Raw genomic sequence first — 24,300 nt, forward strand, 5'->3', positions numbered from 1 at the left:
GGGTGAACACCGGGCCGGCCCCTTCCGCGTTCTCCCTCGACGCGCCTCCGGAGGTCCCGGGGTCCCCCGGCCTGACAAGCCCGCGATCGCGAGGTGCAATGGGGGAGGAGGCGCCATGGACGTGGCTGCGGAACTCGAACAGGCTCGGGACGCCTTCGGTCGCCAGGCGTGGCTGGACGCCTACACCTGGTTGTCGCACGCCGACCGGGAGGAGCCGCTCGGGCCCGACGACCTCGTACGGCTGGCCACCGCCGCCTATCTGGTCGGACACGACGCGGAGAGCGGCGCGGCGACCGAGCGGGCGCACCACGCGTACCTGCGGCTGGGCCTGCCGGCGCGAGCGGTGCGGTGCGCCTTCTGGATGGCGATGCCGCTCATCCTGAAGGGCGAGGTGGCCCGGGGCGGCGGCTGGCTCGCCCGGGGGCAGCGGCTGATCGACGACGGGCGACTCGACTGTGTGGAGCAGGGCTATGTGCTGTTCCCCTCCGGCGTGCGGCTCGTCTACGAGGGCGATGCCGGGGCGGCGCACGCCGTCTTCACCAAGGTCGTCGAGATCGGCGAACGCTTCGCGGACCCGGAGCTGGTGGCCCTCGCGCGGCACGGCCAGGGCCGGGCGCTGATCGCCGGGGGAGAGATCGCCGCCGGTGTGACGCTCCTCGACGAGAGCATGGTCGCGGTCACCTCGGGCGAGCTGTCGCCGCTCGTGACCGGCATCGTCTACTGCAGCGTCATCGAGGCCTGCCAGGAGATGTTCGACCTGCGCCGCGCGCAGGAGTGGACGGCGGCGCTGTCCGACTGGTGCGCCTCACAGCCGGATCTCGTGCCGTACCGCGGCCAGTGCCTGGTCCACCGCTCCCAGGTGCTCCAGACCCGCGGTTCATGGCCCGACGCGCTGGACGAGGCGCGGCGGGCATGCGACCGGCTCTCCGAGCCGCCGGGCCACCCCGCTTTGGGCATGGCCCTCTACCAGCAGGCGGAGCTGCACCGGGTACGCGGTGCGTTCACGAAGTCGGAGGAGGGCTACCGCCGGGCGGACCGGTGCGGGCACCCCGCGCAGCCCGGACTCGCACTCCTGTGGCTGGCCCAGGGCCGGGTCGACGCGGCCGTCGCGGCGATCCGGGGGGCGGCGGACGAGACGCAGGACCGGCTCGGCCGGGCGAAGGTACTGGCCGCGTACGTGGAGATCGTGCTGGCCGCCGACGACGTGGCCGCGGCCCGCGGCGCGGCGGACGAGCTGTCGCAGATCGCCGCCGACATCGGCGCCCCGCTGCTGTCCGCCGTCGCCGCGCATGCCCGCGGGGCCGTACTCCTGGCGGAGGGCGACGCCCAGCCCGCGCTCGACACCCTGCTCGACGCGTGCCGGACCTGGGGGAAGCTCGACGCTCCGTACGACCGGGCCCGGTCTCGCGTCCTGGTGGGCCGTGCACGGCAGCGGCTCGGCGACGCCGAGACCGCCCGGCTGGAACTCGACGCGGCGCGTCAGGCGTTCCGGCAGCTCGGTGCGGCCCCCGACCTGACCCGGCTCGACCCGCCCGCCGGTGACAGGCCGGCCGCCGACACCGGGCTCAGCCCCCGCGAGATCGAGGTCCTGCGACTCGTCGCCACCGGCAGGACCAACCATGCGATCGCCGCCGAACTGGTCCTCAGCGAGAAGACGGTGGCCCGGCACCTGAGCAACATCTTCGGCAAGCTCGGGCTCTCCTCCCGGTCTGCGGCCACGGCGTACGCCTACGAACACGGCCTGGTCAGCGCGCGGCACGGTGGCCAGGACGCGGCAGATAGCGGGGCACAGTGGCCCGATAGCGCCGGTACTCCTCACCGAACGCGTCCGTGAGGGCTCGTTCCTCGCGCAGCACCTCGCCGTGCATGCACGCGGCGACGGGCAGGAACGACGCCAGAGCCCAGCCCGAGCCGCCGGCGACCGCCGCGCCGACGTGCAGCAGCGCCCAGCCCACGTACATGGGGTTCCGGCCGGCCGCGTACGGCCCCGTCATCACCAGACGGTCCGGATCCGCGAGGTGGACCCGGCGTGCGGCCCGCACCGAGCGGGCGATGTGGCACACACCCGCGGCGATCAGCGGCAGGCCCACGAGACGGTGCGCGGACCGCGGCCCCGGCAGTGTCCAGGGGTGCCCGCGCCGTAGGCACGCGGCGATCCCGAGGCCGATCAGATGGGCCTCGGGCACCGGCACATTGGACAGAATGACCCATCGCCGTCGAGCCGCACGGTTGGGGCGTTCTCCCGAAGCGGTCATCGCTTCCACGCTCCTAGTGTCGAACACAAGGAACGACCGAGGAGGCCGACGATGAACCTCACCGACAGGGCTGAACACATCGAGACGGTCGTGATCGGCGCCGGTCAGGCGGGTCTCGCGACCGGATACCACCTCGCCCGGCGCGGCCTGCCGTTCGTCGTCCTCGACGGCAACGACCGCATCGGCGACAACTGGCGGTGCCACTGGGACTCCCTGCGCCTGTTCAGTCCGGCGCGCGCCGCCTCGCTGCCCGGGATGCGCTTCCCCGCGCCGCCGACGTCGTTCCCCACCAAGGACCAGATGGCCGACTTCCTGGAGACCTACGCCGCCACCTTCGGGCTGCCCGTGCGCAACGGGCAGCGCGTACGGCGGGTGGCCCGGGAGGACGACCGGTACGTCGTGGAGACCGACACGACGGCCTATGTGTGCGACAACGTCGTCGTCGCCTCCGGCACCTTCGGCCGGACCCCGTACGTCCCGGCGTTCGCCGACGCGCTCGACCCGCGCATCACACAGCTGCACTCCAGTGCCTACAAGAACCCCGCTCAGCTGCGGCCCGGCGGCGTGCTCGTGGTCGGAGCCTCGCACTCCGGCGGGGACGTCGCCCACGAGGTGGGTTCGGCGGGCCATCCGACCGTGCTCAGCGGGCCGATCCACGGCGAGATCCCGTTCGACATCGAGGGCAGGCCGGCGCACGTGATCTTCCCGGTCCTGTGGTTCCTGGCGCAGCACCTGCTGACTCTCCGGACCCCTGTCGGCCGCAAGATCCGTCCCGAGGTCAGAGCCCATGGCGGGCCGCTGATCCGGATCAAGCGGGCCGACCTGGCCCGCGTCGGCGTCGAGATGGTCCCGGAACGGACCGCCGGCGTGCGCGACGGGCTGCCGGTCCTCGACGGGGGCCGGGTGCTCGATGTCGCCAACGTCGTCTGGTGCACCGGCTTCCGGCAGGACTTCTCCTGGATCGACATCCCGGTCACGGACGACGACGGCTGGCCGCGCGAGGAGCGGGGCGTGGTGCCTTCGTCGCCCGGGCTGTACTTCGTCGGCCTGGCCTTCCAGTACGCCTTCGCGTCGATGCTGATCGGAGGCGCCGGCCGGGACGCGGAGTACGTCGTCCGCCACCTCGCGGGAAGCGCCGTGCACGACCGGCCGAAGGCGAAGGTCCTCGCCTAGGGGTGCTTCGTGGATACGACGACGGATACGACGACACCCCGGCGCCAGGTGCGCGAGCACCTGGCGCGGGCGCGGTGGCACCGGGCCGGCGGCCGCTACGCGGAGGCCGAGCGCGCGCTGCGGGCGGCCCTCCGGATCGCGCGGGGCACGGCCGGTCCCGCCTCGGCCGACGCGGCCGACGCGGCGTCGGCCCTGGGCATCCTGCTCGAAGCACTGGGCCGACCAGCCGAGGCGGAGGAGGCCCTGCGGCACGCGGTGCTCCTCTACGAAAGCGCCTACGGCCCCGACGACACGCGTCTCGCTCCACCGCTGAACGCGCTGGGCGCCGTCCTGCGTCTGCGCGGCGACCTGACCGGGGCGGAGCGGCTCTGCCGACGGGTCGTCGACATCGTGAGCCGCACGACGACCTGAGGCCCAGGGGGCGCATCCGTGCGGGACTGCGCCTCCTGTGCGGGTGGCGGACGGGTGGCGCGCCACGGCGCGCCGGTGGCTCTCACTCCTTTGGGTGAGATGTCCGGCCGCTGTTCCCCCGTGCGCCGCGCGGTCGGCAGAATCGACGCGGCCACAGGGGCGGGCCTGTGCGCCGCAGGGCCTTCGGGCGCTGCAGGGCCTCAGGAAGGGCCGTGCATGATCCGTACCAGGACGTTGCTCTCCTACGACTCCCGGCTGCGCCGGCTGGGACCACTCGCCCTTCCCACCCTCTGGGGTGCCGTTGCCGTGAGCTGGAAACTCGGCTGTCCTCTGGCCCAGCAACCGGGCCTGCCCATGCGCATCGCGACGAGCGTGGTCTTCTTCACCGTCGGCACCGGACTGATCCTCGGCATCCGCCGCGGACTCTCGCGCGAGCTGGAGCGGATGCGGGCCATCGCGCACGCCACCCAGCGCGTGCTGCTGCGCCCTCCGGCGCCCCGGCTCGACGGTCTGTCCGTCGCCGCCGGCCAGCTCTCCGCCTCTCGGGGCGCGTCCGTCGGCGGGGATCTGTACGAGGCGGTCGCCACGCCCTACGGGGTACGGATCGTCATCGGGGACGTCCGGGGGCATGGACTCGCGGCCCTCGGTGCCGTGGTCGCCGTGCTCGGCAGCTTCCGGGAGGCCGCCCACGACGAGCCCGAACTCGGCGGCGTCCTGCGCCGGCTCGACCGGGCACTCGCGAGGCATCTGCGCGAGCGGGCCCGCGACGAACACCCGGCGGCCTGTGCCGGACGTGAGCCGGAGCATCCCGCGGCCGAGGAGTTCGTCACCGTGCTGCTCCTGGAGATCCGCCCGGACGGGGAGGTGTACGCGCTCAACTGCGGTCACCCCGGCCCGTACCGCATCGGACACCGGGTGGAGCCCGTGCCCGTCGGCGACCCGCTGCCGCCGCTCGGTGCCTTCCCGCTGCCGGCCGGCCTCTCCGCGTACCGCTGCGCCCGGCTCCTGCCGGGCGAGGCGCTCTTCCTGCACACCGACGGAGCCGAGGACGCCCGCGACGGGGCCGGCCGCTTCTTCGCCCTCGAAGCGGTGCTGGCCGAGGCCGCCCGCGACGCGTCCGTCTCGCCCGCCGCTCTCGTCCAGCGGGTGCACACCGCGCTCCTGCGTCACACCCGCGGCCGACTCGCCGACGACGTCGCCCTGTTGGTCGTCCGCAACGACCGGATGCGGGTTCCGGCGCAGCCCGCCGAACCCGGGCTGCGCCGTACCCGACCTGCGCCCTCCCCTCACTAGTGAGCGATGGGACTTGAGGCCGGCGCCACCCGCACTGCCACGGAGTGTCGGGCAGATCGGCAGGGCGGGTGGCGCGGAGGGGCCGCCGCACTGTACGAGGGGGAGCCGGCGGCCCGGTCGCCTTTCGGCGAGGCGCTCAGTCAACCGGCCCGGGCGCGGCCGCGGCAGAGTGCACGGACCGGAAAAACGGGCACTTCATTCACACCCCGTGCGAAACCACCCGCGGCTACGCTGAGCGTGCCTGCGGACCGAGCCACTCGGAGGGGCCCATGCAGCCCAACACCCTGCTCGACGCCCTGCTCGACGAGGCGGGCATCTCCCACGCCGGACTGGCCGCCCATGTGAACCAGGCGGGCCGTTCCCGGGGCCTCGCCCTGCGGTACGAGCACACGGCCGTCGCCCGCTGGTTGAAGGGCCAGCGGCCTCGTGGGCAGGTCCCCGACCTGATCTGCGAGGTGTTGGCCGCGCGGCTGCACCGGGCGGTCACCCTCGACGACATCGGCCTGGGCGTGCCGGGCGGCGGCTCCCTCGCCCACGGTTCGCCGCTCTCGGGGTTCGTCGAGCGGGCCACCGCGCTCTGGCGCTCCGACGAGCAGCAGCGGCCGCACATACTCGGTGCGCAGGCCGTCACGGGCACCCCGGCGGTGATGCCGGTCTGGGAGTGGGAGAACCCGCCGGAGGACTCCGACGTGTCCCGCGACGGCCGGACCCGGGTGTCGATGGCCGACATCACGATGCTCCGCTCCGCCCGGGCGCACTACGAGCAGATGTATCGCAAGGCCGGCGGCATCGCGACCCGGGTGCGGATCGTGGGCTTCCTCAACACCGAGACCGCGCCGCTGCTTCGGGGCGCGTACAGCGACGGTCTGGGCCGCCAGCTGCACCGCGCGACGGGCGGTCTGGTGGCGGTGGCGGGCATCTGTGCCTACGACTCCGACGCGCACGGACTGGCGCAGCGCTACTTCCATCAGGCGCTGCGGCTCGCGAAGGCGAGCGGGGACCGCGGCCTCGGCGCGTATGTGATCGCGCTGCTCGTCAACCAGTCGCTGTTCATGGGGGAGTACCGGCAGGCGGTGGCGTTCGCCGAGGCGGCGCTCCGCGCGGCCGGCGGGCAGATCACTCCGGCGCTCGCTGCCGATCTCTCCGCGATGCAGGCGAAGGCGTACGCCCATCTCGACGACGGGGCGGCCGCGTTGGCCTGCATCAGACGGGCGGAGTCGGAGGCGGAGCGGATCTGTCCCGGGCACGAGCCGGCCGAGACGGGCTATGTGCAGCCTGGGCTCGTCAATGTGCAGGTCGCCGAGGCGCTGCTCAGTCTGGGTGATCTTGCGGGGGCGCGGGAGCATGCGCGGGCGGCCGTGGAGACGCCGGCGCACGACCGGGGCAGGGTGCACCGGTTGGCGATGCTGTGCCAGATCGAGCTGCGGCAGGGCGAGGCCGACGAGGCGGCGCGGACGGCCGTCGAGATGACCGAGCGGGCGCGCGGTATGGAGTCCCAGCGGCTGCGTGACCGGCTGCGGATCGTACGGGAGCACCTGCTGGCGAGCGAGTGCGGGGATGCGCGCGATGCGGCCGAACTCATCGACGGAGCGCTGCGCGTTCCCCTGTGAGTCCCGGACTGCTGCCATATTGCCACCGACCAATCGGAAGGTGGCAGAAACGTGCAGTGGACGAAACTGAGCGAACAACCTGTCTATGAGAACCGCTGGTTCCGGGTGAACCTCGCGGACGTCGAACTCCCGGACGGCCGCCACCTCGACCACTATCTGATCCGGCTCCGCCCGGTCGCCGTCGCGACCGCCGTCAACGAGTCCAACGAAGTCCTCATGCTCTGGCGGCACCGCTTCATCACCGACAGCTGGGGCTGGGAGCTGGCCGCCGGTGTCGTCGAGGACGGCGAGGAGCTGGAGACGGCCGCGGCCCGTGAGATGGAGGAGGAGACGGGCTGGCGCCCGGGGGCTCTGCGCCATCTCCTCACCGTCGAGCCGTCCAACGGCCTCACCGACGCCCGGCACCACCTCTACTGGACCGAGGAGGCCACGTACATCGGCCCGCCCGAGGACGATTTCGAGTCCTCGCGGCGTGAGTGGATACCGCTCAAACTGGTCCCCGACATGATCGCGCGGGGTGAGATCCCGGCGGCCAACATGGTGGCCGGGCTGCTGATGCTGCACCATCTTCGGCTCGGCTGACCGCACCGGCTCGGCCGACAGTGCGGAGGAGGAACACCGAACGGCCCGTACCTGTGCGGGTGTACGGGCCGTTCGGTGATCACGGGGCTCAGGGGTACGGGTAGAAACCCGAGCCGGTCTTGCGGCCGAGCCGGCCCGCGTCCACCATCCGCTGGAGCAGCGGGGGAGCGGCGTACAGCGGCTCCTTGTACTCGGTGTACATCGAGTCGGCGATCGACACGATGGTGTCCAGGCCGATCAGGTCGGCGAGCTTCAGCGGACCCATCGGGTGGGCGCAGCCGAACTCCATGCCGTTGTCGATGTCCTCGCGGCTCGCGATGCCGGACTCGAACATCCGGATCGCGGAGAGCAGGTACGGGACGAGCAGCGCGTTGACCACGAAGCCGGACCGGTCCTGGGCGCGGATGGCGTGCTTGCCGAGCACCTTCTCGGCGAAGACCTGCGCACGGCTGATCGTGCCCTCGGAGGTGGTGAGGGCCGGGATCAGCTCGACGAGCTTCTGCACCGGGGCCGGGTTGAAGAAGTGGATGCCGATGACCTGGTCGGGACGCGAGGTCGCCACCGCCAGCTTCACCAGCGGGATCGAGGAGGTGTTGGAGGCGAGGATCGCGTCCTGCCGGGTCACCACCTGGTCGAGCACCTGGAAGATCTCGGTCTTGACCTGCTCGTTCTCGACGACAGCCTCGATGACGAGGTCGCGGTCGGCGAACTCGCCGAGGTCGGTGGTGAAGCTGAGTCGCGCCAGCGTCGCGTCGCGCTCCTCCTCGCTGATCTTGCCGCGTTCGGCGGCCTTCGCGAGCGAGTTGTAGAGCCGCGTGCGACCGATCTCCAGCGCTTCGCCGGTGGTCTCGGCGACCTTCACCTCGAGGCCGCTGCGGGCACACACCTCCGCGATGCCTGCGCCCATCTGGCCGCAGCCCACCACTCCGACGCGCTCAATGTCGGCCATGGAGTCCGTCACCTCGTGCCTTTCGCTCTTCTCTGGCGGCGGGCCCCGTGTGATTCCGGTGCGTCCGCCTCGACCCCACGACGTTACCGCTCATTAACCGATGATCGATCGTCCGGGGCGGGCATGATCTGCTCATGCGTGTGACGTATCCAACACCTGAGGGGTGACATATGGGATCGATCGGTAGAAGAGGGTTCGTGGCGGGCACCGCTCTGGCGGCGCTTTCCGTCGCCGGCGCCGCGGATGTGGCGGGCGCCTCAGGCGTGGAACGTGCCGACATGTCCGCGTCGGTACGAAAAAAGCGGAAGGCGGCGAGCGAGTTCCGCGGCATGTGGGTGGCGACGATCTCCAACGTCGACTGGCCCTCCAGCCCGGGCCTCACCCCTGACCGTCAGCGAGCCGAACTCCGAGCCCACCTCGACATGGCCGTCGAGCGCCGACTGAACTCCGTGATCCTCCAGGTGCGGCCGAGCGCCGACGCCCTGTGGCCCTCACCGCACGAGCCGTGGGCGGAGTGCCTCACCGGAGTGCAGGGCCGCGATCCGGGCTGGGACCCGCTGGGGACGGCCGTCGATGAGGCTCACAAGCGAGGGCTCGAGCTGCACGCCTGGTTCAACCCGTACCGCGTGGCGAATCACACGGATCTCGGTCGGCTGACCACCACCCACCCGGCCCGGCGCAACCCGCGGTGGGTCGTGACGTACGGCGGGAGGCTCTACTACAACCCCGGGCTGCCCGAGGTCCGCCGCTTCGTCCAGGACGCGATGCTCGACGCCGTCCGCCGGTACGACATCGACGCCGTGCACTGGGACGACTACTTCTACCCGTACCCGGTCGCAGGTGAGGTCTTCGACGACGACGACGCCTACGAGCAGTACGGCGGAGACTTCGCGAGCCGGGCGGCCTGGCGGCGGAACAACGTCGACCTCCTGGTCTCCGAGACGGCCGCCCGGATCAAGGAGATCGACGCGCAGCAGATCTTCGGCATCAGCCCCTTCGGGATCTGGCGCAACGTCTCCACCGACCCGGCGGGTTCGGACACCCCGATGGGGTTCCAGAGCTACGACGACCTCTACGCCGACTCCAGGAAGTGGATCAGGGAGGGGTGGATCGACTACGTGATCCCGCAGCTGTACTGGAACATCGGTTTCGCCACCGCCGACTACGCCACGCTGGTGCCCTGGTGGGACGGGGTGGTGCGGGGCACCGGCGTCGATCTCTACCTCGGCGAGGCGCTCTACAAGTGCGGCGACCCCACGCAGACGACCGCTTGGCAGGATCCGCAGGAGCTCTCCCGCCATCTGACGCTCGCCGACGACTACGCGGGAGTGGGCGGGCACTGCTTCTTCTCGGCGTCGCAGGTCACGTCGGACCGGATCGGGGCGATGGCCGCCGTCGTGGCGGATCACTACCCGACCGCGGTCCTCCCGCCGCGCTAGTCGATTCGCCTCACGTCTTCTCGTGGTGACGCACGACGGTGTCGGGGCCCGGTGCCATCAGGGCCTCGTGGCCGTCGTCGTCGAAACGCACCCGGTACGGAGGGGTGCCGTTCTCTCCCAGCACCTGAAGGACCTCGGCCGTACGGTCGTGCTGACCGACGGTCCGGCCGTGCACCAGCAGTTTGTCGCCCACTGTCGCTTGCATCGGGTGACCTCCTCGCGGCCGTGCCTGCCCTACTTCGGAGTCTACGTCCGCCATTGTGACCCGCATCACCTCCGTGCGCGCGTTCAGCTCTTCGTGCGCTGGGTCACCGCGATGCACACCAGGACCGCTACGGCGGCGAGCGGCGCGGCGAGGGGCAGGGACTCGCCGAGCAGCGAGACCGACCAGACGAGGGTCAGCAGCGGCTGAGCCAGCTGGAGCTGGCTCGCCTTGGGGATGCCGATCGCCGCCATGCCCCCGTACCAGACGTACATGCCGAAGAAGGTGGAGCCGGCCGCGACCCAGACCAGCCCGATGACGCCGTGGGCGCCCAGTCGGACGGGCTCGACGGAGAGCGCGACGGCCGAGCCGACGACCATCAGGGGCAGGCAGAGGATCAGCGCCCAGCCGATGACCTGCCAGCCCGGCATGAGCCGGGCGAGCCTGCCGCCCTCGGTGTATCCGGCCGCGCAGACCAGAAGCGCGCCGAAGAGGTACAGATCGCCCGTGGACAGGGCTCCGCCGCTCTGCTGGACCGTGAAGGCGATGACCACCGCCGCGCCGGCGAGGGCCGCGATCCAGAACGTCCGCGACGGGCGGCGGCCCGTGCGGATCGCGGCGAAGGCGGCGGTGGTGAGGGGCAGCAGGCCCACGACCACGGCGGCGTGCGAGGTCGTCGAGGTCTGCAGGGCCAGGGTGGTCAGGAGCGGGAAGCCGATCACGACACCACCGGCGACGACGGCGAGCCCCGCCCAGTGGCGGCGCTCGGGCAGCGGGACCCTCATCGCGAGCAGGAACGCGCCGGCGACGAGCGCGGCGAGCGTCGAGCGCAGGGCCACCAGGGACCAGGGGCCGAAGCTCTCCAGGCCCCAGGCGGTGGAGGGGAAGGTGAGCGAGAACGAGACCACGCCCAGCGCGGCGAGGAGTGTGCCGCGGGTCTGCGGGGAGGCGGTGGTGCTGCCGACCGCTATCGCCATAGTGGGAGTAGCGCTATTCTGTGCTGTCATGCACGAGCGTAGCAGTGTCGCTGAACTGGCCAACTCATTGAGAGCGGAACTCAACCGCTACTCACCCGGAGGAAAGCTGCCGTCGAGCCGTGCCCTCGTCGAGCGCTATCGCGTCTCCCCGGTGACCGTCACCAGGGCCCTTGCCCAGCTGGCCGCCGAGGGCCTCGTCGTCACCCGGCCGGGAGCCGGGGCGTTCCGGGCCGAGCCCCGCACACGGACGCCCGTCGTGGGGGACACCTCCTGGCAGGAGGTGGCGCTCAGCGCCGACACCGCGACCGAACTGGTCCCCCGGGCCGTCGACGCCTCCGGAGTGCTCGTGACGCTGTCGGCGCCGCCGCCCGGGGTCGTCGAGTTCAACGGCGGCTATCTGCACCCCTCGCTCCAGCCCGAACGTGCCATGGCCGCCGCTCTGGCCCGTGCGGGCCGCCGCCCCGGCGCCTGGGGCCGGCCGCCCACCGACGGCCTGCCCGAACTGCGCGAGTGGTTCGCGCGCGAGATCGGCGGCACCGTCACGGCAGCCGACGTCCTCATCACCGCGGGCGGCCAGTCCGCCATCACCACCGCCCTGCGGGCCCTCGCCCCGCCCGGTACCCACGTCCTCGTCGAGTCGCCGACCTACCCCGGGATGCTGGCCATCGCCCGCGCCGCGGGCCTGCGTCCCGTCCCCGTCCCGGCCGACGCCGACGGCGTCCGCCCCGACCTGCTGGAAGCCGCCTTCAGGGCCACCGGAGCCCGGGTCTTCGTCAGTCAGCCGCTCTTCCAGAACCCGACCGGCGCCGTCCTCGCCACCGAGCGCCGGCGCGACGTCGTCCGGATCGCCCGCGCGGCCGGCGCCTTCGTCATCGAGGACGACTTCGCCCGCCGACTGGTCCACGAGGACGCCGGCCCGCTGCCCGCGCCCCTCGCCGCCGAGGACCCCGACGGCGTCGTCGTCCACGTCTGCTCCCTGACCAAGCCCACCTCGCCGAGCCTGCGCGTCGGCGCACTCACCGCACGGGGCCCCGTGCTGGAACGGCTGCGCGCCATCCAGGTCGTCGACAGCTTCTTCGTCGCCCGCCCGCTCCAGGAGGCAGCCCTGGAACTCGTCGGCTCGCCCGCATGGAGCCGTCATCTGCGCACCGTCTCACAGGAGTTGAGGAACCGTCGCGACACCATGGCCGCGGCCCTCACGCTCCACCTCCCCGATCTGGCGCTGCCTCACATCCCCTTCGGCGGCTACCAGCTCTGGCTCCGGCTCCCCGAAACCCTCCCCGAATCCGCCCTCGTCGCCGCCGCCCTCCGCTCGGGCGTCGCCGTCGCCCCCGGCCGCCCCTACTTCTGCGCCGAACCCCCCGCCGGTCACATCCGCCTGAGCTTCGCGGGCGTGGCGGGACCCGCGGAGATCGCCGAGGGCGTACGGCGGCTGCGGACGGCGGTGGACGAACTCACGCCGTGAGACGGGCGGACCGTCCACGAGCTGACGCCGTGAGGGGGCGGACCGTCCACGAGCTGACCCCATGCGGCGGGCGCCCGAAATCGAGTGACAGTCGCCGCGACGAACTGGAAGCCTGTCCTCCATGACCGACCCGACCACCTCACCGGCCCTCACGCACAGCGCGTACGAGATCTCCACCGACCCCGGGCGGCTCGACCGGGCCCGGATCCACCACTGGCTCTCCACCGACGCCTACTGGGCACTCGGCCGCCCCCGCGACACCCAGGACCGGGCCATCGACGGCTCCCTCAACTTCGCGGCCTACCACCGCGAGACGGGCGAGATCGCCGCATACGCCCGGGTCGTCACCGATCACGCCACCTTCGCCTGGCTCTGTGACGTCTACGTCGACCGGCCTGCCCGCGGTACGGGGCTCGGCACGGCCCTCGTGACGGCGGTCCGTGACCACATGGAGCCGTACGGTCTGCGCCGAATCCTGCTCGCCACGGACGACGCGCACGGTGTGTATGAGAAGGTCGGCTTTGAGTCCCTGCGTAACCCGGACAAGTGGATGGCACTCGGACGCCACTGACCGCCCCGCCCACCCACGGCCCCGGTCATAGCCCGTGCATATGCCCTCTTGACCTGCCGGGCTTCCGGCCTCACGATCGCGGCCATGGGTCTTCGGGTCACGCTCGTCGCCGCGGCACGCAGCTCCTCGCTGCTCGCCGAGCGGTTCGACGACGACCGGCCGCTCGACGAGGCCGGCTGGTACGAGGTGCAGGTCGCCGCACACACGCTGGTTCCGCTCGGCGCGGCCGAGCTGCGCTACTGCTCCCCGACGCCCCGCAGCCGCGCCACCGGCACGGCCCTCGGCTACGCCCCGCTGGCCCAGCCCGCGCTGCGCGACTGCGACATGGGCCGCTGGCGCGGACTCACCCTCGCCGAGGTCGCCGCACTCGAACCGGCCGCCGTCGACGCCTGGCTCGCCGATCCGCGGACCGCCCCGCACGGCGGCGAGACCCTCCTCGCCTTCATCTCGCGCATAGGAGGATGGCTCGACACCCGGCCCGCCGACGACGGCTCCATCGTGGCGGTCGCCGAACCCGCCGTCGTACGGGCGGCGCTGGTGTACGCGCTCAAGGCGCCGCCCGCCACGTTCTGGAACGTCGACGTCCGCCCGCTGTCCACGGTCACGCTCACCGGCCGCCCCGGGCTGTGGCACCTGCACCTCCAGGCGGCCGTCGGCTGAACCGTCCGCGACGGTGCCTAGGATCCCGGCATGACCACGATCAGGGACACCGGCTTCGCAACCGCCTGGCACGCGCTCGCACCCGCGCCCCGGCGCTGCCTCGAACTCGCGCACCGTGCGCTGCGTACCGGCGGCCTCGCCGTGGGCTCGGTCCTCACCGACGCCGACGGCACGATCGTCGCCGAGGGCCGCAACCGCGCGTACGACCCCGAGGCGGAGGGTGCGGAGATCCTGCGGGGCACCCCGCTCGCGCATGCCGAGATGAACGCCCTCGCCCAGGCCCGTACGGAATGGGATCTCGCCACCCACACGCTGTGGTCCACCCAGGAGCCCTGCTCGATGTGCGCGGCCGCCGCCGAGTTCACCGGTGTCGGCACCGTGCGCTTCCTGGCCGCCGCCCCCTGGGCCACCGCCACCGGACGGCCCTCCGCCTCGGCCCGTGCCCGGCTCACCGCCGAGCCCGTGTGGCGGACGGCGGCCACCGTCCTGTTCCTGCGCAGCGTCGTCGAGGCGGCCGGGACCGAGTCGGAGACCGTGCGCCGGATGGCCGGGACCGACCCCGTCACGACCGCGATCGCCACCGACGACGGCTTCCCCGACGCCTCGACGCCCGAGCTGCTCCTCGCCGCGCTGTGGGGCGGCATCGTCGAGGCGGCCGACCGGCTAGCCTGAGACCACGATGAACCGTTTGACCACGTCATGGGGCGAGTTTCCGCTCACCCGCTTCCCCGAGGACCCGCGCGACTCCCTGCGAGCCTGGGACGCGTCCGACGAGTACCTGTTGCGGCACCTGGCCGAGACGGACACCGATCTGTCCGGCGCGGTCGCCGTCGTCGGCGACCGCTGGGGCGCGCTGACCACCGCCCTCGCCGCACGGCGTCCCGCCGCCCTGACGCAGATCTCCGACTCCTACCTCGGCCGCCGGGCCACCGAGGAGAACCTGGCCCGTTCCGGAGCCGGGCCGGACGTGGTCTCCCTGCTCACCACCCAGGACCCGCCGCCCGAGCGCGTCGACGTCCTGCTCGTCCGCGTCCCCAAGAGCCTCGCGCTCCTGGAGGACCAGCTCCACCGGCTCGCGCCCGCCGTGCACGAGGGGACCGTGATCGTCGGGACCGGCATGGTCAAGGACATCCACACCTCCACGCTCCAGCTGTTCGAGAAGATCCTCGGCCCCACCCGCACCTCACTCGCCGCGAAGAAGGCCCGGCTGATCTTCTGCACCCCGGAGCCGGGCCTCCGGCGGGCGGCCAACCCCTGGCCGTACCGGTACGAACTCCCCGCCGACGCCGCGATCGTCGCCGGGCGGACCGTCACCAACCAGGCCGGCATCTTCTGCGCCGACCGCCTCGACATCGGCACACGCTTCTTCCTCCAGCACCTGCCGAAGGACCTCGGCAGCGCCCGGGTCGCCGACCTGGGGTGCGGAAACGGAGTCGTCGGCCTGGCCGTCGCGCTCACCGAGCCCGAGGCCGAGCTGGTCTTCGCCGACGAGTCCTACCAGGCCGTCGCCTCCGCCGAGGAGAACTTCCGTACCCACGCCGAGCCCGGCCGCACGGCCGAGTTCGTGGTCGGGGACGGGCTGACGGACCTCGCGCCCGGCTCGGTCGACGTCGTGCTCAACAATCCGCCGTTCCACAGCCACCAGGCGACCACCGACCGCACCGCGCGCCGGATGTTCACCGATGCGCGGCGGGCCTTGCGGCCGGGCGGGGAGCTGTGGGTCGTCGGCAACCGCCACCTCGGCTACCACGTCACACTGCGCCGCATCTTCGGCTCCTGCGAACTGGTCGCGAGCGACCCGAAGTTCGTGGTGCTGCGGGCCGTCAAGCAGACAGGAGGCCGGTCGAGCCGGAAGACAGCGGGGGGAGCGGCCGCCGGCATACCGGCACGGCCCGCATGACGAGCACCGAGTCCGGCTCGGTGACGCACCCTCCGCCCGGACGTCGACGCTAGTTGCTCCAGGCGCGGGAGCAGAGGACGAGCCGGTAGCCGTCGGGGTCGGCGACCGTGACGCCGAACGTGTCCCAGTACGGGTTGTGCGCCGGGACCCGCGTCCCGCCCGCGGCGAGCAGCCGCGCCACCTGTGCCTCCTCGACCGGTGCGCCCAGATAGACGACGAACAGGTCGTCGACCGTCGGCGTCGGCTCCAGCGGCTTCTCCGGGTCGTGGGTCAGCTCGAAGTGCCAGGTGCCGTCGGCGGGGCCGACCATCACCAGATCGTGCTTGCCGGACACCCGCTCCGTGGTCTTCCAGAGCACGTCGAGGCCGAGCCCCTCGACGTAGAAGCGCTCGGCGGCGGCGAGGTCACGCGAGGGGCGGGCGACACGGATACTGGTCCGAGCGTTGACGATCATGGACCGGAGCGTAGCCCAGCCCACGGAATCGCGACCACGGAAGCGGGCTGCGCCACCGGTTCCCGGCGCTCCTCGCTCCAGAGGCCCTCGTCCGCGTCCGGCAGCGTCAGCACCCGCTCACCACTCCGGGAAGACCAGGTCGAGCCCCCGCAGCCGTTCCTCGTCCGTCGTGATGTCGAGGACCGTGATCCGCTCGCCCCGGATCGTGAACGCCACCGCGCGGACCGGGCGCCCCTCCCTGAAAGCCACGACCCCCGGCGCTCCGTTCACCAGCGCCGGTCTCGCCACCCCGGCGAGCCGGGCGAACGCGGCGGCTCCCTCGGCGACGGCGGGCGCGCCGTGGACCGAGCCGTTCTCGGAGTACGCCACGACATCGGGGTCCAGAACGGCGGCGAGGGCACGCGCGTCCCGCTCGCGAGCTGCCGCGAGGAACACCTCGACCACCCTGCGCCGGGGCTCCGGCTCGGCCTGCGGCCCCTCCCCGCCGGCGCCCCGGACCCGGAGCCGCGCCCGTCCGGCGAGTCGCCCCGCCTCCCCGGGCGTACATCCGGTGATCCGAGCGACCTCGCGCAGCGGCAGACCGAACAGGTCGTGCAGGGCGTACGCCAGGCGCTCGTCCGCCGCCAGCGAGTCCAGTACGACGAGGAGTGCCAGCCACACGGAGTCGACGCCGTCCTCCGCGCCCCTCGGCCCCTCCGGCTCCGGCGTCGCCCCACGCCGCCCGAACCCCTCCTCCGAGCGCGTCCGGAGCCTGCCCACACACGCCCGCCCGACAGCGATCTCCAGCCACCTCTCGACCTCGTCGAGCCGGCCCCGCGCCTCGCGCAGCGCCTCCTCCGCCCCGCCGTGCGATCCGAGCATCCGCAGCGCGAGGGACCGCAGCCGATCCTCATGTGCGTCGAACCGCCGGGCGAGAAACTCGTGGTCGTCCATGGTGGTCATCACTCCTCGTCGCTTCCGTCGGTGCGATGACGTGCGCGAGAGGCAGGGTGTGACGGCAGCCCGGCGTACTCCGCACCCCGACCGCGTCGGGCTCGGGAGCCGTTCCGGTCCGTGAGCGGGTTGGGCACGGGTACGTAGCAGGGTTCGGTGCCGTCCGCGTCGATCCAGCGGGAGAGCAGACTGGCCTTGCCGGGGACGGCCGGCGAATCGAGGAGGTCGTCGACGTCGGGGATGCCCCGCAGCCGGCCACCTCGTTCGAACTCGTCGCGGGCCGCGGCCCACAGAGCGGTGGCGGATCCCGGGAAGCGGCGCGCTCGGCCCGCTGGCCGGCGACGCGCCGACCCTCGGTGCGATCCTGGAGGCCGCCGCCCAGGGCCTGCCGCCGACCCCGGACCTTCACGCCCTGAGGACGGAGCCGCTCCCGGCGAAGGCGTTCACGCTGATGCGGCTGGATCCGAAGGGTGGCGGGGACCTCTGGACGCGGCTCCCCAATCCCCTCACCGACGGGTAGCGCCCGTCGGCGCGCGACCCTCGGGGATGTCGCCGGGGATCTCGGGGTGCCGGGCGACCCACGTGGTGGGGTGGTGCGTGACAGCGGCGGCGTCTCCCGCACCCACGTCACCGGCCTCGTCCGTCGGCACCTCCTCTTCTCGCCGCGCGGGCCGGCGACGGGGCGAGGGCTCACCGAGCGGGACGCCGAGGGGCCACATCCGCGTGCTCAGCCGGCCGCGGCGCCGAACCACTCGGGCAGCCGCCCGAGCAGTTCCTCCTGGTCCTCGCCGACCCATGCCACATGGCCGTCGGGCCGCAGCAGGACGGCGGGTACGTCGAGTTCATCGCTGACGTCGACGACGTGGTCGACCCGGTCCTCCCAGCCCGCCACCGAGAGCCGGCCGGTCTGGTCGAGCAGGAGGCCGCGGCCGGCGTGCATCCGCTCGTAGAGGCGTCCGTGCTTCAGCCGCAGGTCGCGCATCCGCCGCCCGAGCAGGTCGTGGCCCTCGCCGAAGTCGTAGCGGACCTTGATCGCGGTGATCTTCTCGATCAGATACCGGTCCACCTCCTCGATCTCCACGAGTTCCGCCAGCAGACGGCGCACCGACTGGGGACCCGGCTCGGTCGACATCAACTGGATCTGAGCGCGGGTGTTGTCCAGCACGTCGGCGGCCACCGGGTGCCGCTCGGAGTGGTAGCTGTCGAGCAGCCCCTCCGGGGCCCAGCCGGCGATCTCGGCGGCCAGTTTCCAGCCGAGGTTGAAGGCGTCCTGGATACCCAGGTTGAGCCCCTGTCCACCGGTCGGCGGGTGGATGTGCGCCGCGTCGCCCGCCAGGAACACCCGGTCGACGCGGTAGCGCTCGGCCTGCCGGGTGGCGTCGCCGAAGCGGGAGAGCCAGCGCGGTGAGTGCGCGCCGAAGTCGGTGCCGGCGAACGCCCGCAGCTGCACCTTGAACTCGTCCAGGGTCGGCGCGGTCGTACGGTCCTCGGCCACGCCCTCGGCGGGCACCACGACCCGGTACACCCCGTCCCCGAGCGGCATGGTGCCGAACCGCTGCTGGGTCTTGCGGACCTCGGCCACCACGGCGGCCATCTCCTCGGTCGAGGAGGTCAGCTCCATCTCACCCAGCAGCGTCTCCACCCTGGAGGGCTCACCGGGGAAGCCGACACCGAGCAGCTTGCGCACCGTGCTGCGGCCGCCGTCGCAGCCCACGACGAAGCGCGCGCGCAGCTCCTGACCGTCGGCCAGCTCGACGGTCACCCCCTCGTCGTCCTGGCGCAGCCCGACCAGCTCGCAGCCGCGCCGGATCTCGGCGCCGGCCTCGGTGGCGTGCTCGGCCAGCAGACCCTCGGTGACCTGCTGAGGGATGGCGAGGACGTACGAATGGGCCGTGTCCAGCCGCGTCGGCCATGTCTTGCTGAGCCCGGCGAAGAAGCCGCCGGCCGTGACCTGCTTTCCGAGCGAGAGAAAGCGCTCCAGCAGACCGCGCTGGTCCATGACCTCGATGCTGCGCACGTGCAGACCCTGCGCGCGGGACTGCCGCGTCGGCTCCGTCTCCTTGTCCACCACGAGCACCCGCACACCGTGCAGCCGCAGCTCGGCGGCCAGCATCAAGCCGGTCGGTCCGCCGCCGACCACGATCACGTCCATCATGAGAACCGCCCCGTTCGAAGAAAGCTCGCGTACGCCGCGAACACCGCGTTCCCGCAGGTCCTGGCGTTGACTCGGAGATTCTGCGCCACCAGGGGGGCCTTGCCGCAAGGCCCCCCTCGTGCTATACGTTGAGAGTGGCAAGGAGTGGGTGAACCTCCTTGCCTTTGTCATTTGTCTGTCATGTGTCGTCCGCTGTGGACGGACAGGCTCCTCCCGAAGCGATGTCGCGCAGCGTCCGGCGACACCGGCGGTCCGGGAGGTTTCCCATGGGCCTGCGGATGCGGCCACGCAACGGATTCTTCGCTTCCGTGGATCAATGGCCATGCTTTGCATAAAACTGCGGGTCTGCGTATAGTCATGCCATCCAGGAGGAGGGTTTCGATGACGGTACGAGCAGCAGTGGCAGGCGCGAGTGGATACGCGGGTGGGGAACTCCTGCGTCTCCTCCTCACCCACCCCGAGGTGGAGATCGGCACCCTGACCGGCCACTCCAACGCCGGTCAGAAGCTCGGGGCCCTCCAGCCCCACCTCCTCCCGCTCGCCGACCGCGTCCTCGCGCCGACCACCGCCGAGGAACTGGCAGGACACGACGTCGTCTTCCTCGCGCTGCCGCACGGCCAGTCCGCCGCCGTCGCCGAGCAGCTCGGCCCCGACGTCCTCGTCGTCGACATGGGCGCCGACTTCCGGCTGAACGACGCCGCCGACTGGGAGAAGTTCTACGGGTCCCCGCACGCCGGGACCTGGCCCTACGGCCTTCCCGAACTGCCGGGTGCCCGTGCCGCGCTGGAGGGGTCCAAGCGCATCGCGGTGCCCGGCTGCTTCCCCACCGCCGTCTCGCTCGCGCTCTTCCCCGCGTACGAGAACGGTCTCGCCGAACCCGACGCCGTGATCGTGGCCGCCAGCGGCACCTCCGGTGCGGGCAAGGCCCTCAAGCCGCACCTGCTCGGCAGCGAGGTCATGGGATCCGTGACCCCGTACGGCGTCGGCGGCGGCCATCGGCACACCCCCGAGATGAGCCAGAACCTCAGCCCCCTGGCCGGCGAGCGGGTCACCGTCTCCTTCACGCCGACGCTCGTCCCGATGCCGCGCGGCATCCTCGCCACCTGCTCCGCGCCGGCGAAGCCCGGGGCGACGGCCGAGACGGTACGGGCCGCGTACGAGAAGGCCTTCGCGGACGAGCCGTTCGTCCACCTGCTCCCCGAGGGCCGGTGGCCCTCGACGGCGTCCGTTCAGGGTTCCAACGCCGTTCAGATCCAGGTCACGTACGACGAGACCGCGAACCGCATCATCGCGATCAGCGCCATCGACAACCTCACCAAGGGCACCGCCGGCGGCGCGGTGCAGAGCATGAACATCGCCCTCGGGCTCCCTGAGGACACCGGACTTTCCACGATTGGAGTCGCTCCATGAGCGTCACCGCAGCGAAGGGATTCACGGCAGCGGGCATCGCCGCCGGAATCAAGGAGAACGGCAACCCGGACCTGGCCCTCGTGGTCAACAACGGGCCCCGCCGCGCCGCCGCCGGCGTCTTCACCTCCAACCGCGTCAAGGCCGCACCGGTCCTGTGGTCCCAGCAGGTGCTGACCACCGGCGAGCTGGCGGCCGTCGTCCTCAACTCCGGCGGCGCCAACGCCTGCACGGGCCCGCAGGGCTTCCAGGACACCCACGCCACCGCCGAGAAGGTGGCGGAGCTCCTGGAGGTCGGCGCCGGCGAGGTCGCCGTCGCCTCCACCGGCCTCATCGGCCTGCTGCTCCCCATGGACAAGGTCCTCCCCGGTGTCGAGAAGGCCGTCGGCGAGCTCTCCGAGCACGGCGGCGAGAAGGCCGCCATCGCCATCAAGACCACCGACACCGTCCACAAGACCTCCGTGGTCACCTGGGGGTCCCCCCGGACGGAGTCTGGGGGAGGCTGGACCGTCGGCGGCATGGCCAAGGGCGCGGGAATGCTCGCCCCGGGCCTCGCCACCATGCTCGTCGTGCTCACCACCGACGCCGACGTCGCCGCCAAGGACCTCGACACGGCCCTGCGGCAGTCCACCAAGGTCACCTTCGACCGGGTCGACTCCGACGGCTGCATGTCCACCAACGACACCGTCCTCCTCCTCGCCTCCGGCGCCTCCGGCATCACCCCGGCGCACGAGGAGTTCGCCGAGGCCGTGACGGCGGTCTGCCAGGACCTCGCGCGTCAGCTCATCGGCGACGCCGAGGGCGCCAGCAAGGACATCCGTATCGAGGTGATCAACGCCGCGACCGAGGACGACGCCGTCGAGGTGGGCCGCTCCATCGCCCGCAACAACCTCCTCAAGTGCGCCATCCACGGCGAGGACCCCAACTGGGGCCGGGTGCTCTCCGCCATCGGCACCACCCGGGCGGCCTTCGACCCCGACCAGCTCAACGTCGCCATCAACGGCGTGTGGGTCTGCAAGAACGGCTCGGTCGGCGAGGACCGCGACCTCGTCGACATGCGGTTCCGGGAGGTCACCATCACCGCCGACCTCGCCGCCGGTGCCGAGTCTGCCGTCATCTGGGCCAACGACCTCACCGCCGAGTACGTCCACGAGAACAGCGCGTACTCGTCATGAGCGACTCCACGAACCCCACCCGTAAGCACACCGCGCTCCCCAAGGCCCAGATCCTCATCGAAGCGCTGCCCTGGCTGACCCGCCACAACGGCAAGACGGTCGTCATCAAGTTCGGCGGCAACGCCATGATCGACGAGGAGCTCAAGGCCGCCTTCGCCCAGGACGTCGTCTTCCTGCGCCACGCCGGGCTCAAGCCCGTCGTCGTGCACGGCGGCGGACCCCAGATCAGCGCCGCACTCGACCGGCACGGCATCGTCAGCGAGTTCAAGGCCGGTCTGCGCGTCACCACCGAGGACGCGATGGACGTCGTACGGATGGTCCTCGCCGGCCAGGTCCAGCGCGAGCTCGTCGGACTGCTCAACCAGCACGGTCCCTTCGCCATCGGCATGACCGGCGAGGACGCGCACACCATCACGGCCACCAAGCACCAGCCGGTCATCGCGGGCGAACAGGTCGACATCGGCCGGGTCGGCGAGATCACCGCCATCGACACCGGCGCCATCGAGGCGCTCCTGGAGGACGGCCGGATCCCGGTCATCTCCTCCATCGCCCGCTCCGAGGACGACGGACATGTCTACAACGTCAATGCTGATACGGCGGCTGCGGCTCTCGCTGCGGCGCTGGGCGCCGAGACCCTGATGGTGCTGACCGACGTCGAGGGCCTCTACGAGGACTGGCCCCACAGCGACGAGGTCATCAGCAGGCTCACCGCCAGTCAGCTGGAGAAGCTGCTGCCCGACCTCTCCAGCGGCATGGTGCCCAAGATGGAGGGCTGCCTGCACGCCGTACGCAACGGGGTCACCACGGCCCGTGTGATCGACGGCCGTGTCCAGCACTCGATCCTGCTGGAGATCTTCACCGACTCGGGCATCGGCACGATGGTCGTGCCCGACGAGACGACGGGGGACGGGGAATGAGCAACGCGGAGCTGACCCAGCGGTGGCAGGGCTCGCTGATGGACAACTACGGCACGCCCCGGCTGCCGCTCGTCCGTGGCGAGGGCGCCAAGGTCTGGGACGCCGACGGCACCGAGTACCTCGACTTCGTGGGCGGCATCGCCGTCAACGCCCTCGGCCACGCCCACCCGGCGATCGTCGAGGCCGTCTCGCGGCAGATCGCCTCGCTCGGCCATGTCTCCAACCTCTTCGTCGCCGAGCCGCCCGTCGCCCTCGCCGAGCGGCTGCTCCAGCTCTTCGGCCGGCCCGGGCGGGTCTTCTTCTGCAACTCCGGGGCGGAGGCCAACGAGGGCGCCTTCAAGATCGGCCGCCTGACCGGCCGGACCCACATGGTCGCCACCCATGGCGGCTTCCACGGCCGGACCATGGGCGCGCTCGCGCTCACCGGCCAGCCCGGCAAGCAGGCCCCGTTCCTGCCGCTGCCCGGCGACGTCACGCACGTCCCGTACGGAGACGCCGACGCCCTGCGCGCCGCGGTCACCGAGGAGACGGCGCTGGTGATCATCGAGCCGACGCAGGGTGAGAACGGCGTCGTCGTCCCGCCCGCCGGCTATCTGCAGGCCGCCCGCGAGATCACCCGCGCCACCGGCACCCTCCTCGTCCTCGACGAGGTCCAGACGGGCATCGGCCGGACCGGCCACTGGTTCGAGTACCAGGGCCACGACGGGGTCGACCCCGACATCGTCACCCTCGCCAAGGGCCTCGGCGGCGGGCTGCCGCTCGGCGCGACCGCCGCCTTCGGGGACGCGGCCGAGCTCTTCAAGCCCGGCCATCACGGCACGACCTTCGGTGGGAACCCGGTCGCCTGCGCCGCCGGCCTCGCCGTGCTCGACACCCTCGCGAGCGGCGGAACGCTCGACGAGGTCAAGCGGCTCGGCGAGAAGCTGCGGGGCGGAATCGAGGCTCTGAACCACCCGCTGGTCTCCCATGTCCGTGGTGCGGGCCTCCTGCTGGGTATCGTGCTCACCGAGTCCCTCGCGCCCCAGGTGCAGCAGGCGGCTCAGGACGCCGGTCTCCTGGTGAACGCGCCCGCCCCCGATGTCGTACGGCTGATGCCGGCACTGATCATCGGAGACGCCGAGGTGGACGCGTTCCTGGCAGCGCTGCCCGGTGTCCTCGACGAAGCGGTGAACGGGGAAGGACGAACCGGAGAATGAGACGACGATGACCGACGCGCAGGAACATGAGCACGGCGGGCCGTCCGTTCCGCAGACCCGCACCGCACGCCACCGCAGGATCGTCGACATCCTCAACCGGCAGCCGGTGCGCTCGCAGAGCCAGCTGGCCAAGCTGCTCGCGGACGACGGGCTGAGCGTCACCCAGGCGACGCTCTCCCGAGACCTCGACGAGCTCGGAGCGGTGAAGATCCGCAACACGGGCGGCGAGTTGATCTACGCGGTGCCCAGCGAGGGCGGCTTCCGCACCCCGCAGGCGCCGCTCGGCGAGTCCGCCAAGGAGGAGCGGATGCGCCGGCTCTCCGGCGAACTGCTGATCTCCGCGGAGGCCTCGGCCAACCTGGTGGTCCTGAGGACCCCGCCGGGGGCGGCCCAGTTCCTCGCGTCGGCCATCGACCAGGCCGAACTCCACGCGATCCTCGGCACGATCGCGGGAGACGACACGCTCTTGCTTATCTCGCGCGACCCGGCGGGCGGCCAGGCACTCGCCGACCACCTGCTGCGGCTCGCCCAGAACGACCGCTGAGGGCGTGCCGCGGGGCGCGGACCGACCGATCG

24 protein-coding genes are annotated in these 24,300 nt (G+C 72.1%); 17 read left to right on the forward strand and 7 right to left on the reverse strand.

What is annotated here, in order from left to right:
• The first annotated feature begins 115 nt into the window (after nt 1–115).
• Nucleotides 116–1,834: a response regulator transcription factor gene (locus tag ACFQ7Q_RS31900; protein WP_383561238.1), complete on the forward strand. Its 1,719-nt coding sequence runs from the start codon at nt 116–118 to the stop codon at nt 1,832–1,834.
• On the opposite strand, the gene ACFQ7Q_RS31905 is transcribed toward ACFQ7Q_RS31900, so the two are convergent.
• Nucleotides 1,746–2,255, reverse strand: coding sequence for a methyltransferase family protein (locus ACFQ7Q_RS31905; RefSeq protein WP_383561240.1), 510 nt, complete (start codon nt 2,253–2,255; stop codon nt 1,746–1,748). The genes ACFQ7Q_RS31900 and ACFQ7Q_RS31905 overlap by 89 nt on opposite strands.
• A 51-nt stretch (nt 2,256–2,306) precedes the next feature.
• Here ACFQ7Q_RS31905 and ACFQ7Q_RS31910 point away from each other — a divergent pair, with 51 nt between their 5' ends.
• The 5 genes from ACFQ7Q_RS31910 to ACFQ7Q_RS31930 all read left to right on the forward strand — a co-directional run bounded on the left by ACFQ7Q_RS31910 (nt 2,307) and on the right by ACFQ7Q_RS31930 (nt 7,324).
• Entirely contained in the window at nt 2,307–3,428 is a 1,122-nt protein-coding gene (locus ACFQ7Q_RS31910) for a flavin-containing monooxygenase (RefSeq protein WP_383561242.1), read from the forward strand.
• Nucleotides 3,429–3,437: 9 nt separating this feature from the next.
• Nucleotides 3,438–3,839, forward strand: coding sequence for a tetratricopeptide repeat protein (locus tag ACFQ7Q_RS31915; RefSeq protein ID WP_383561244.1), 402 nt, complete (start codon nt 3,438–3,440; stop codon nt 3,837–3,839).
• A 216-nt stretch (nt 3,840–4,055) separates the two neighbouring features.
• On the forward strand, nt 4,056–5,132 hold the full coding sequence (locus tag ACFQ7Q_RS31920) for a PP2C family protein-serine/threonine phosphatase (RefSeq protein WP_383561246.1): 1,077 nt from the start codon (nt 4,056–4,058) through the stop codon (nt 5,130–5,132).
• A gap of 269 nt (nt 5,133–5,401) precedes the next feature.
• Entirely contained in the window at nt 5,402–6,742 is a 1,341-nt protein-coding gene (locus ACFQ7Q_RS31925) for a transcriptional regulator (protein WP_383561248.1), read from the forward strand.
• 51 nt (nt 6,743–6,793) lie between these two features.
• The gene (locus ACFQ7Q_RS31930) at nt 6,794–7,324 is read left to right on the forward strand and encodes an NUDIX hydrolase (RefSeq protein WP_383561250.1); all 531 of its coding nucleotides are present in this window, start codon (nt 6,794–6,796) and stop codon (nt 7,322–7,324) included.
• An 88-nt stretch (nt 7,325–7,412) separates the two neighbouring features.
• Here ACFQ7Q_RS31930 and ACFQ7Q_RS31935 read toward each other — a convergent pair whose 3' ends face one another.
• Entirely contained in the window at nt 7,413–8,273 is an 861-nt protein-coding gene (locus tag ACFQ7Q_RS31935) for a 3-hydroxybutyryl-CoA dehydrogenase (RefSeq protein ID WP_383561252.1), read from the reverse strand.
• A 170-nt stretch (nt 8,274–8,443) separates the two neighbouring features.
• Between ACFQ7Q_RS31935 and ACFQ7Q_RS31940 the strand changes: the two genes are divergently transcribed.
• Nucleotides 8,444–9,712: a glycoside hydrolase family 10 protein gene (locus ACFQ7Q_RS31940; protein ID WP_383561254.1), complete on the forward strand. Its 1,269-nt coding sequence runs from the start codon at nt 8,444–8,446 to the stop codon at nt 9,710–9,712.
• 10 nt (nt 9,713–9,722) lie between these two features.
• Here the strand turns inward: ACFQ7Q_RS31940 and ACFQ7Q_RS31945 are convergent, their stop codons facing one another.
• Both ACFQ7Q_RS31945 and ACFQ7Q_RS31950 read right to left on the reverse strand, forming a co-directional pair.
• On the reverse strand, nt 9,723–9,917 hold the full coding sequence (locus ACFQ7Q_RS31945) for a DUF1918 domain-containing protein (RefSeq protein WP_376434555.1): 195 nt from the start codon (nt 9,915–9,917) through the stop codon (nt 9,723–9,725).
• Nucleotides 9,918–10,000: 83 nt separating this feature from the next.
• Complete coding sequence (locus ACFQ7Q_RS31950; RefSeq protein WP_383561257.1) at nt 10,001–10,891, reverse strand: DMT family transporter; 891 nt, start codon at nt 10,889–10,891, stop codon at nt 10,001–10,003.
• Nucleotides 10,892–10,919: 28 nt separating this feature from the next.
• Between ACFQ7Q_RS31950 and ACFQ7Q_RS31955 the strand changes: the two genes are divergently transcribed.
• From ACFQ7Q_RS31955 to ACFQ7Q_RS31975, 5 genes are all read left to right on the forward strand, one after another.
• Entirely contained in the window at nt 10,920–12,356 is a 1,437-nt protein-coding gene (locus ACFQ7Q_RS31955; RefSeq protein WP_383561258.1) for a PLP-dependent aminotransferase family protein, read from the forward strand.
• Between the two features lie 121 nt (nt 12,357–12,477).
• Nucleotides 12,478–12,927, forward strand: a complete 450-nt coding sequence (locus tag ACFQ7Q_RS31960; RefSeq protein ID WP_383561260.1) for a GNAT family N-acetyltransferase — start codon at nt 12,478–12,480, stop codon at nt 12,925–12,927.
• 84 nt (nt 12,928–13,011) lie between these two features.
• On the forward strand, nt 13,012–13,587 hold the full coding sequence (locus ACFQ7Q_RS31965; protein WP_383561262.1) for a histidine phosphatase family protein: 576 nt from the start codon (nt 13,012–13,014) through the stop codon (nt 13,585–13,587).
• Nucleotides 13,588–13,617: 30 nt separating this feature from the next.
• A complete protein-coding gene (locus ACFQ7Q_RS31970; protein ID WP_383561264.1) occupies nt 13,618–14,259 on the forward strand; it encodes a nucleoside deaminase in 642 nt (213 codons plus the stop codon).
• 7 nt (nt 14,260–14,266) lie between these two features.
• Nucleotides 14,267–15,487 (forward strand): methyltransferase, encoded by a 1,221-nt coding sequence (locus tag ACFQ7Q_RS31975; protein ID WP_383561266.1) that lies wholly within the window; start codon nt 14,267–14,269, stop codon nt 15,485–15,487.
• Between the two features lie 49 nt (nt 15,488–15,536).
• Here ACFQ7Q_RS31975 and ACFQ7Q_RS31980 read toward each other — a convergent pair whose 3' ends face one another.
• The 3 genes from ACFQ7Q_RS31980 to rox form a co-directional block, all read right to left on the reverse strand.
• Nucleotides 15,537–15,941: a VOC family protein gene (locus ACFQ7Q_RS31980; protein ID WP_383561268.1), complete on the reverse strand. Its 405-nt coding sequence runs from the start codon at nt 15,939–15,941 to the stop codon at nt 15,537–15,539.
• 117 nt (nt 15,942–16,058) lie between these two features.
• Complete coding sequence (locus ACFQ7Q_RS31985) at nt 16,059–16,883, reverse strand: sigma factor-like helix-turn-helix DNA-binding protein (RefSeq protein WP_383561270.1); 825 nt, start codon at nt 16,881–16,883, stop codon at nt 16,059–16,061.
• Nucleotides 16,884–17,601: 718 nt separating this feature from the next.
• Entirely contained in the window at nt 17,602–19,029 is a 1,428-nt protein-coding gene (gene rox, locus ACFQ7Q_RS31990) for a rifampin monooxygenase (protein ID WP_383561272.1), read from the reverse strand.
• A 381-nt stretch (nt 19,030–19,410) separates the two neighbouring features.
• Here rox and argC point away from each other — a divergent pair, with 381 nt between their 5' ends.
• The 5 genes from argC to ACFQ7Q_RS32015 are packed head-to-tail and all read left to right on the forward strand — an operon-like array spanning nt 19,411 to nt 24,268.
• Entirely contained in the window at nt 19,411–20,439 is a 1,029-nt protein-coding gene (gene argC / locus ACFQ7Q_RS31995) for an N-acetyl-gamma-glutamyl-phosphate reductase (RefSeq protein WP_383561274.1), read from the forward strand.
• Complete coding sequence (gene argJ / locus ACFQ7Q_RS32000; protein ID WP_383561276.1) at nt 20,436–21,611, forward strand: bifunctional glutamate N-acetyltransferase/amino-acid acetyltransferase ArgJ; 1,176 nt, start codon at nt 20,436–20,438, stop codon at nt 21,609–21,611. Before argC ends, argJ begins: the two co-directional genes overlap by 4 nt.
• The gene (argB, locus tag ACFQ7Q_RS32005; RefSeq protein WP_376434588.1) at nt 21,608–22,528 is read left to right on the forward strand and encodes an acetylglutamate kinase; all 921 of its coding nucleotides are present in this window, start codon (nt 21,608–21,610) and stop codon (nt 22,526–22,528) included. The genes argJ and argB overlap by 4 nt, the downstream gene beginning before the upstream one ends.
• A complete protein-coding gene (locus ACFQ7Q_RS32010; protein WP_383561279.1) occupies nt 22,525–23,724 on the forward strand; it encodes an acetylornithine transaminase in 1,200 nt (399 codons plus the stop codon). Before argB ends, ACFQ7Q_RS32010 begins: the two co-directional genes overlap by 4 nt.
• Before the next feature lie 7 nt (nt 23,725–23,731).
• Nucleotides 23,732–24,268, forward strand: a complete 537-nt coding sequence (locus tag ACFQ7Q_RS32015) for an arginine repressor (protein ID WP_383561281.1) — start codon at nt 23,732–23,734, stop codon at nt 24,266–24,268.
• Nucleotides 24,269–24,300 lie beyond the last annotated feature (32 nt).

This window comes from Streptomyces sp. NPDC056527 (assembly GCF_042794475.1).
Lineage (GTDB): Bacteria > Actinomycetota > Actinomycetes > Streptomycetales > Streptomycetaceae > Streptomyces.

What these genes read in the sequence shown, in the direction of transcription:
- rox (WP_383561272.1), bottom strand. Translation starts at nt 19,029, where the DNA reads ATGATGGACGTGATCGTGGTCGGCGGCGGACCGACCGGCTTGATGCTG.
- ACFQ7Q_RS31905 (WP_383561240.1), bottom strand. Translation starts at nt 2,255, where the DNA reads ATGACCGCTTCGGGAGAACGCCCCAACCGTGCGGCTCGACGGCGATGG.
- ACFQ7Q_RS31920 (WP_383561246.1), top strand. Translation starts at nt 4,056, where the DNA reads ATGATCCGTACCAGGACGTTGCTCTCCTACGACTCCCGGCTGCGCCGG.
- ACFQ7Q_RS31965 (WP_383561262.1), top strand. Translation starts at nt 13,012, where the DNA reads ATGGGTCTTCGGGTCACGCTCGTCGCCGCGGCACGCAGCTCCTCGCTG.
- ACFQ7Q_RS31940 (WP_383561254.1), top strand. Translation starts at nt 8,444, where the DNA reads ATGGGATCGATCGGTAGAAGAGGGTTCGTGGCGGGCACCGCTCTGGCG.
- ACFQ7Q_RS31925 (WP_383561248.1), top strand. Translation starts at nt 5,402, where the DNA reads ATGCAGCCCAACACCCTGCTCGACGCCCTGCTCGACGAGGCGGGCATC.
- ACFQ7Q_RS31945 (WP_376434555.1), bottom strand. Translation starts at nt 9,917, where the DNA reads ATGCAAGCGACAGTGGGCGACAAACTGCTGGTGCACGGCCGGACCGTC.
- ACFQ7Q_RS31960 (WP_383561260.1), top strand. Translation starts at nt 12,478, where the DNA reads ATGACCGACCCGACCACCTCACCGGCCCTCACGCACAGCGCGTACGAG.
- argJ (WP_383561276.1), top strand. Translation starts at nt 20,436, where the DNA reads ATGAGCGTCACCGCAGCGAAGGGATTCACGGCAGCGGGCATCGCCGCC.
- ACFQ7Q_RS31970 (WP_383561264.1), top strand. Translation starts at nt 13,618, where the DNA reads ATGACCACGATCAGGGACACCGGCTTCGCAACCGCCTGGCACGCGCTC.
- argC (WP_383561274.1), top strand. Translation starts at nt 19,411, where the DNA reads ATGACGGTACGAGCAGCAGTGGCAGGCGCGAGTGGATACGCGGGTGGG.
- ACFQ7Q_RS31910 (WP_383561242.1), top strand. Translation starts at nt 2,307, where the DNA reads ATGAACCTCACCGACAGGGCTGAACACATCGAGACGGTCGTGATCGGC.
- argB (WP_376434588.1), top strand. Translation starts at nt 21,608, where the DNA reads ATGAGCGACTCCACGAACCCCACCCGTAAGCACACCGCGCTCCCCAAG.
- ACFQ7Q_RS32010 (WP_383561279.1), top strand. Translation starts at nt 22,525, where the DNA reads ATGAGCAACGCGGAGCTGACCCAGCGGTGGCAGGGCTCGCTGATGGAC.
- ACFQ7Q_RS32015 (WP_383561281.1), top strand. Translation starts at nt 23,732, where the DNA reads ATGACCGACGCGCAGGAACATGAGCACGGCGGGCCGTCCGTTCCGCAG.
- ACFQ7Q_RS31985 (WP_383561270.1), bottom strand. Translation starts at nt 16,883, where the DNA reads ATGACCACCATGGACGACCACGAGTTTCTCGCCCGGCGGTTCGACGCA.
- ACFQ7Q_RS31980 (WP_383561268.1), bottom strand. Translation starts at nt 15,941, where the DNA reads ATGATCGTCAACGCTCGGACCAGTATCCGTGTCGCCCGCCCCTCGCGT.
- ACFQ7Q_RS31955 (WP_383561258.1), top strand. Translation starts at nt 10,920, where the DNA reads ATGCACGAGCGTAGCAGTGTCGCTGAACTGGCCAACTCATTGAGAGCG.
- ACFQ7Q_RS31975 (WP_383561266.1), top strand. Translation starts at nt 14,267, where the DNA reads ATGAACCGTTTGACCACGTCATGGGGCGAGTTTCCGCTCACCCGCTTC.
- ACFQ7Q_RS31900 (WP_383561238.1), top strand. Translation starts at nt 116, where the DNA reads ATGGACGTGGCTGCGGAACTCGAACAGGCTCGGGACGCCTTCGGTCGC.
- ACFQ7Q_RS31935 (WP_383561252.1), bottom strand. Translation starts at nt 8,273, where the DNA reads ATGGCCGACATTGAGCGCGTCGGAGTGGTGGGCTGCGGCCAGATGGGC.
- ACFQ7Q_RS31950 (WP_383561257.1), bottom strand. Translation starts at nt 10,891, where the DNA reads ATGGCGATAGCGGTCGGCAGCACCACCGCCTCCCCGCAGACCCGCGGC.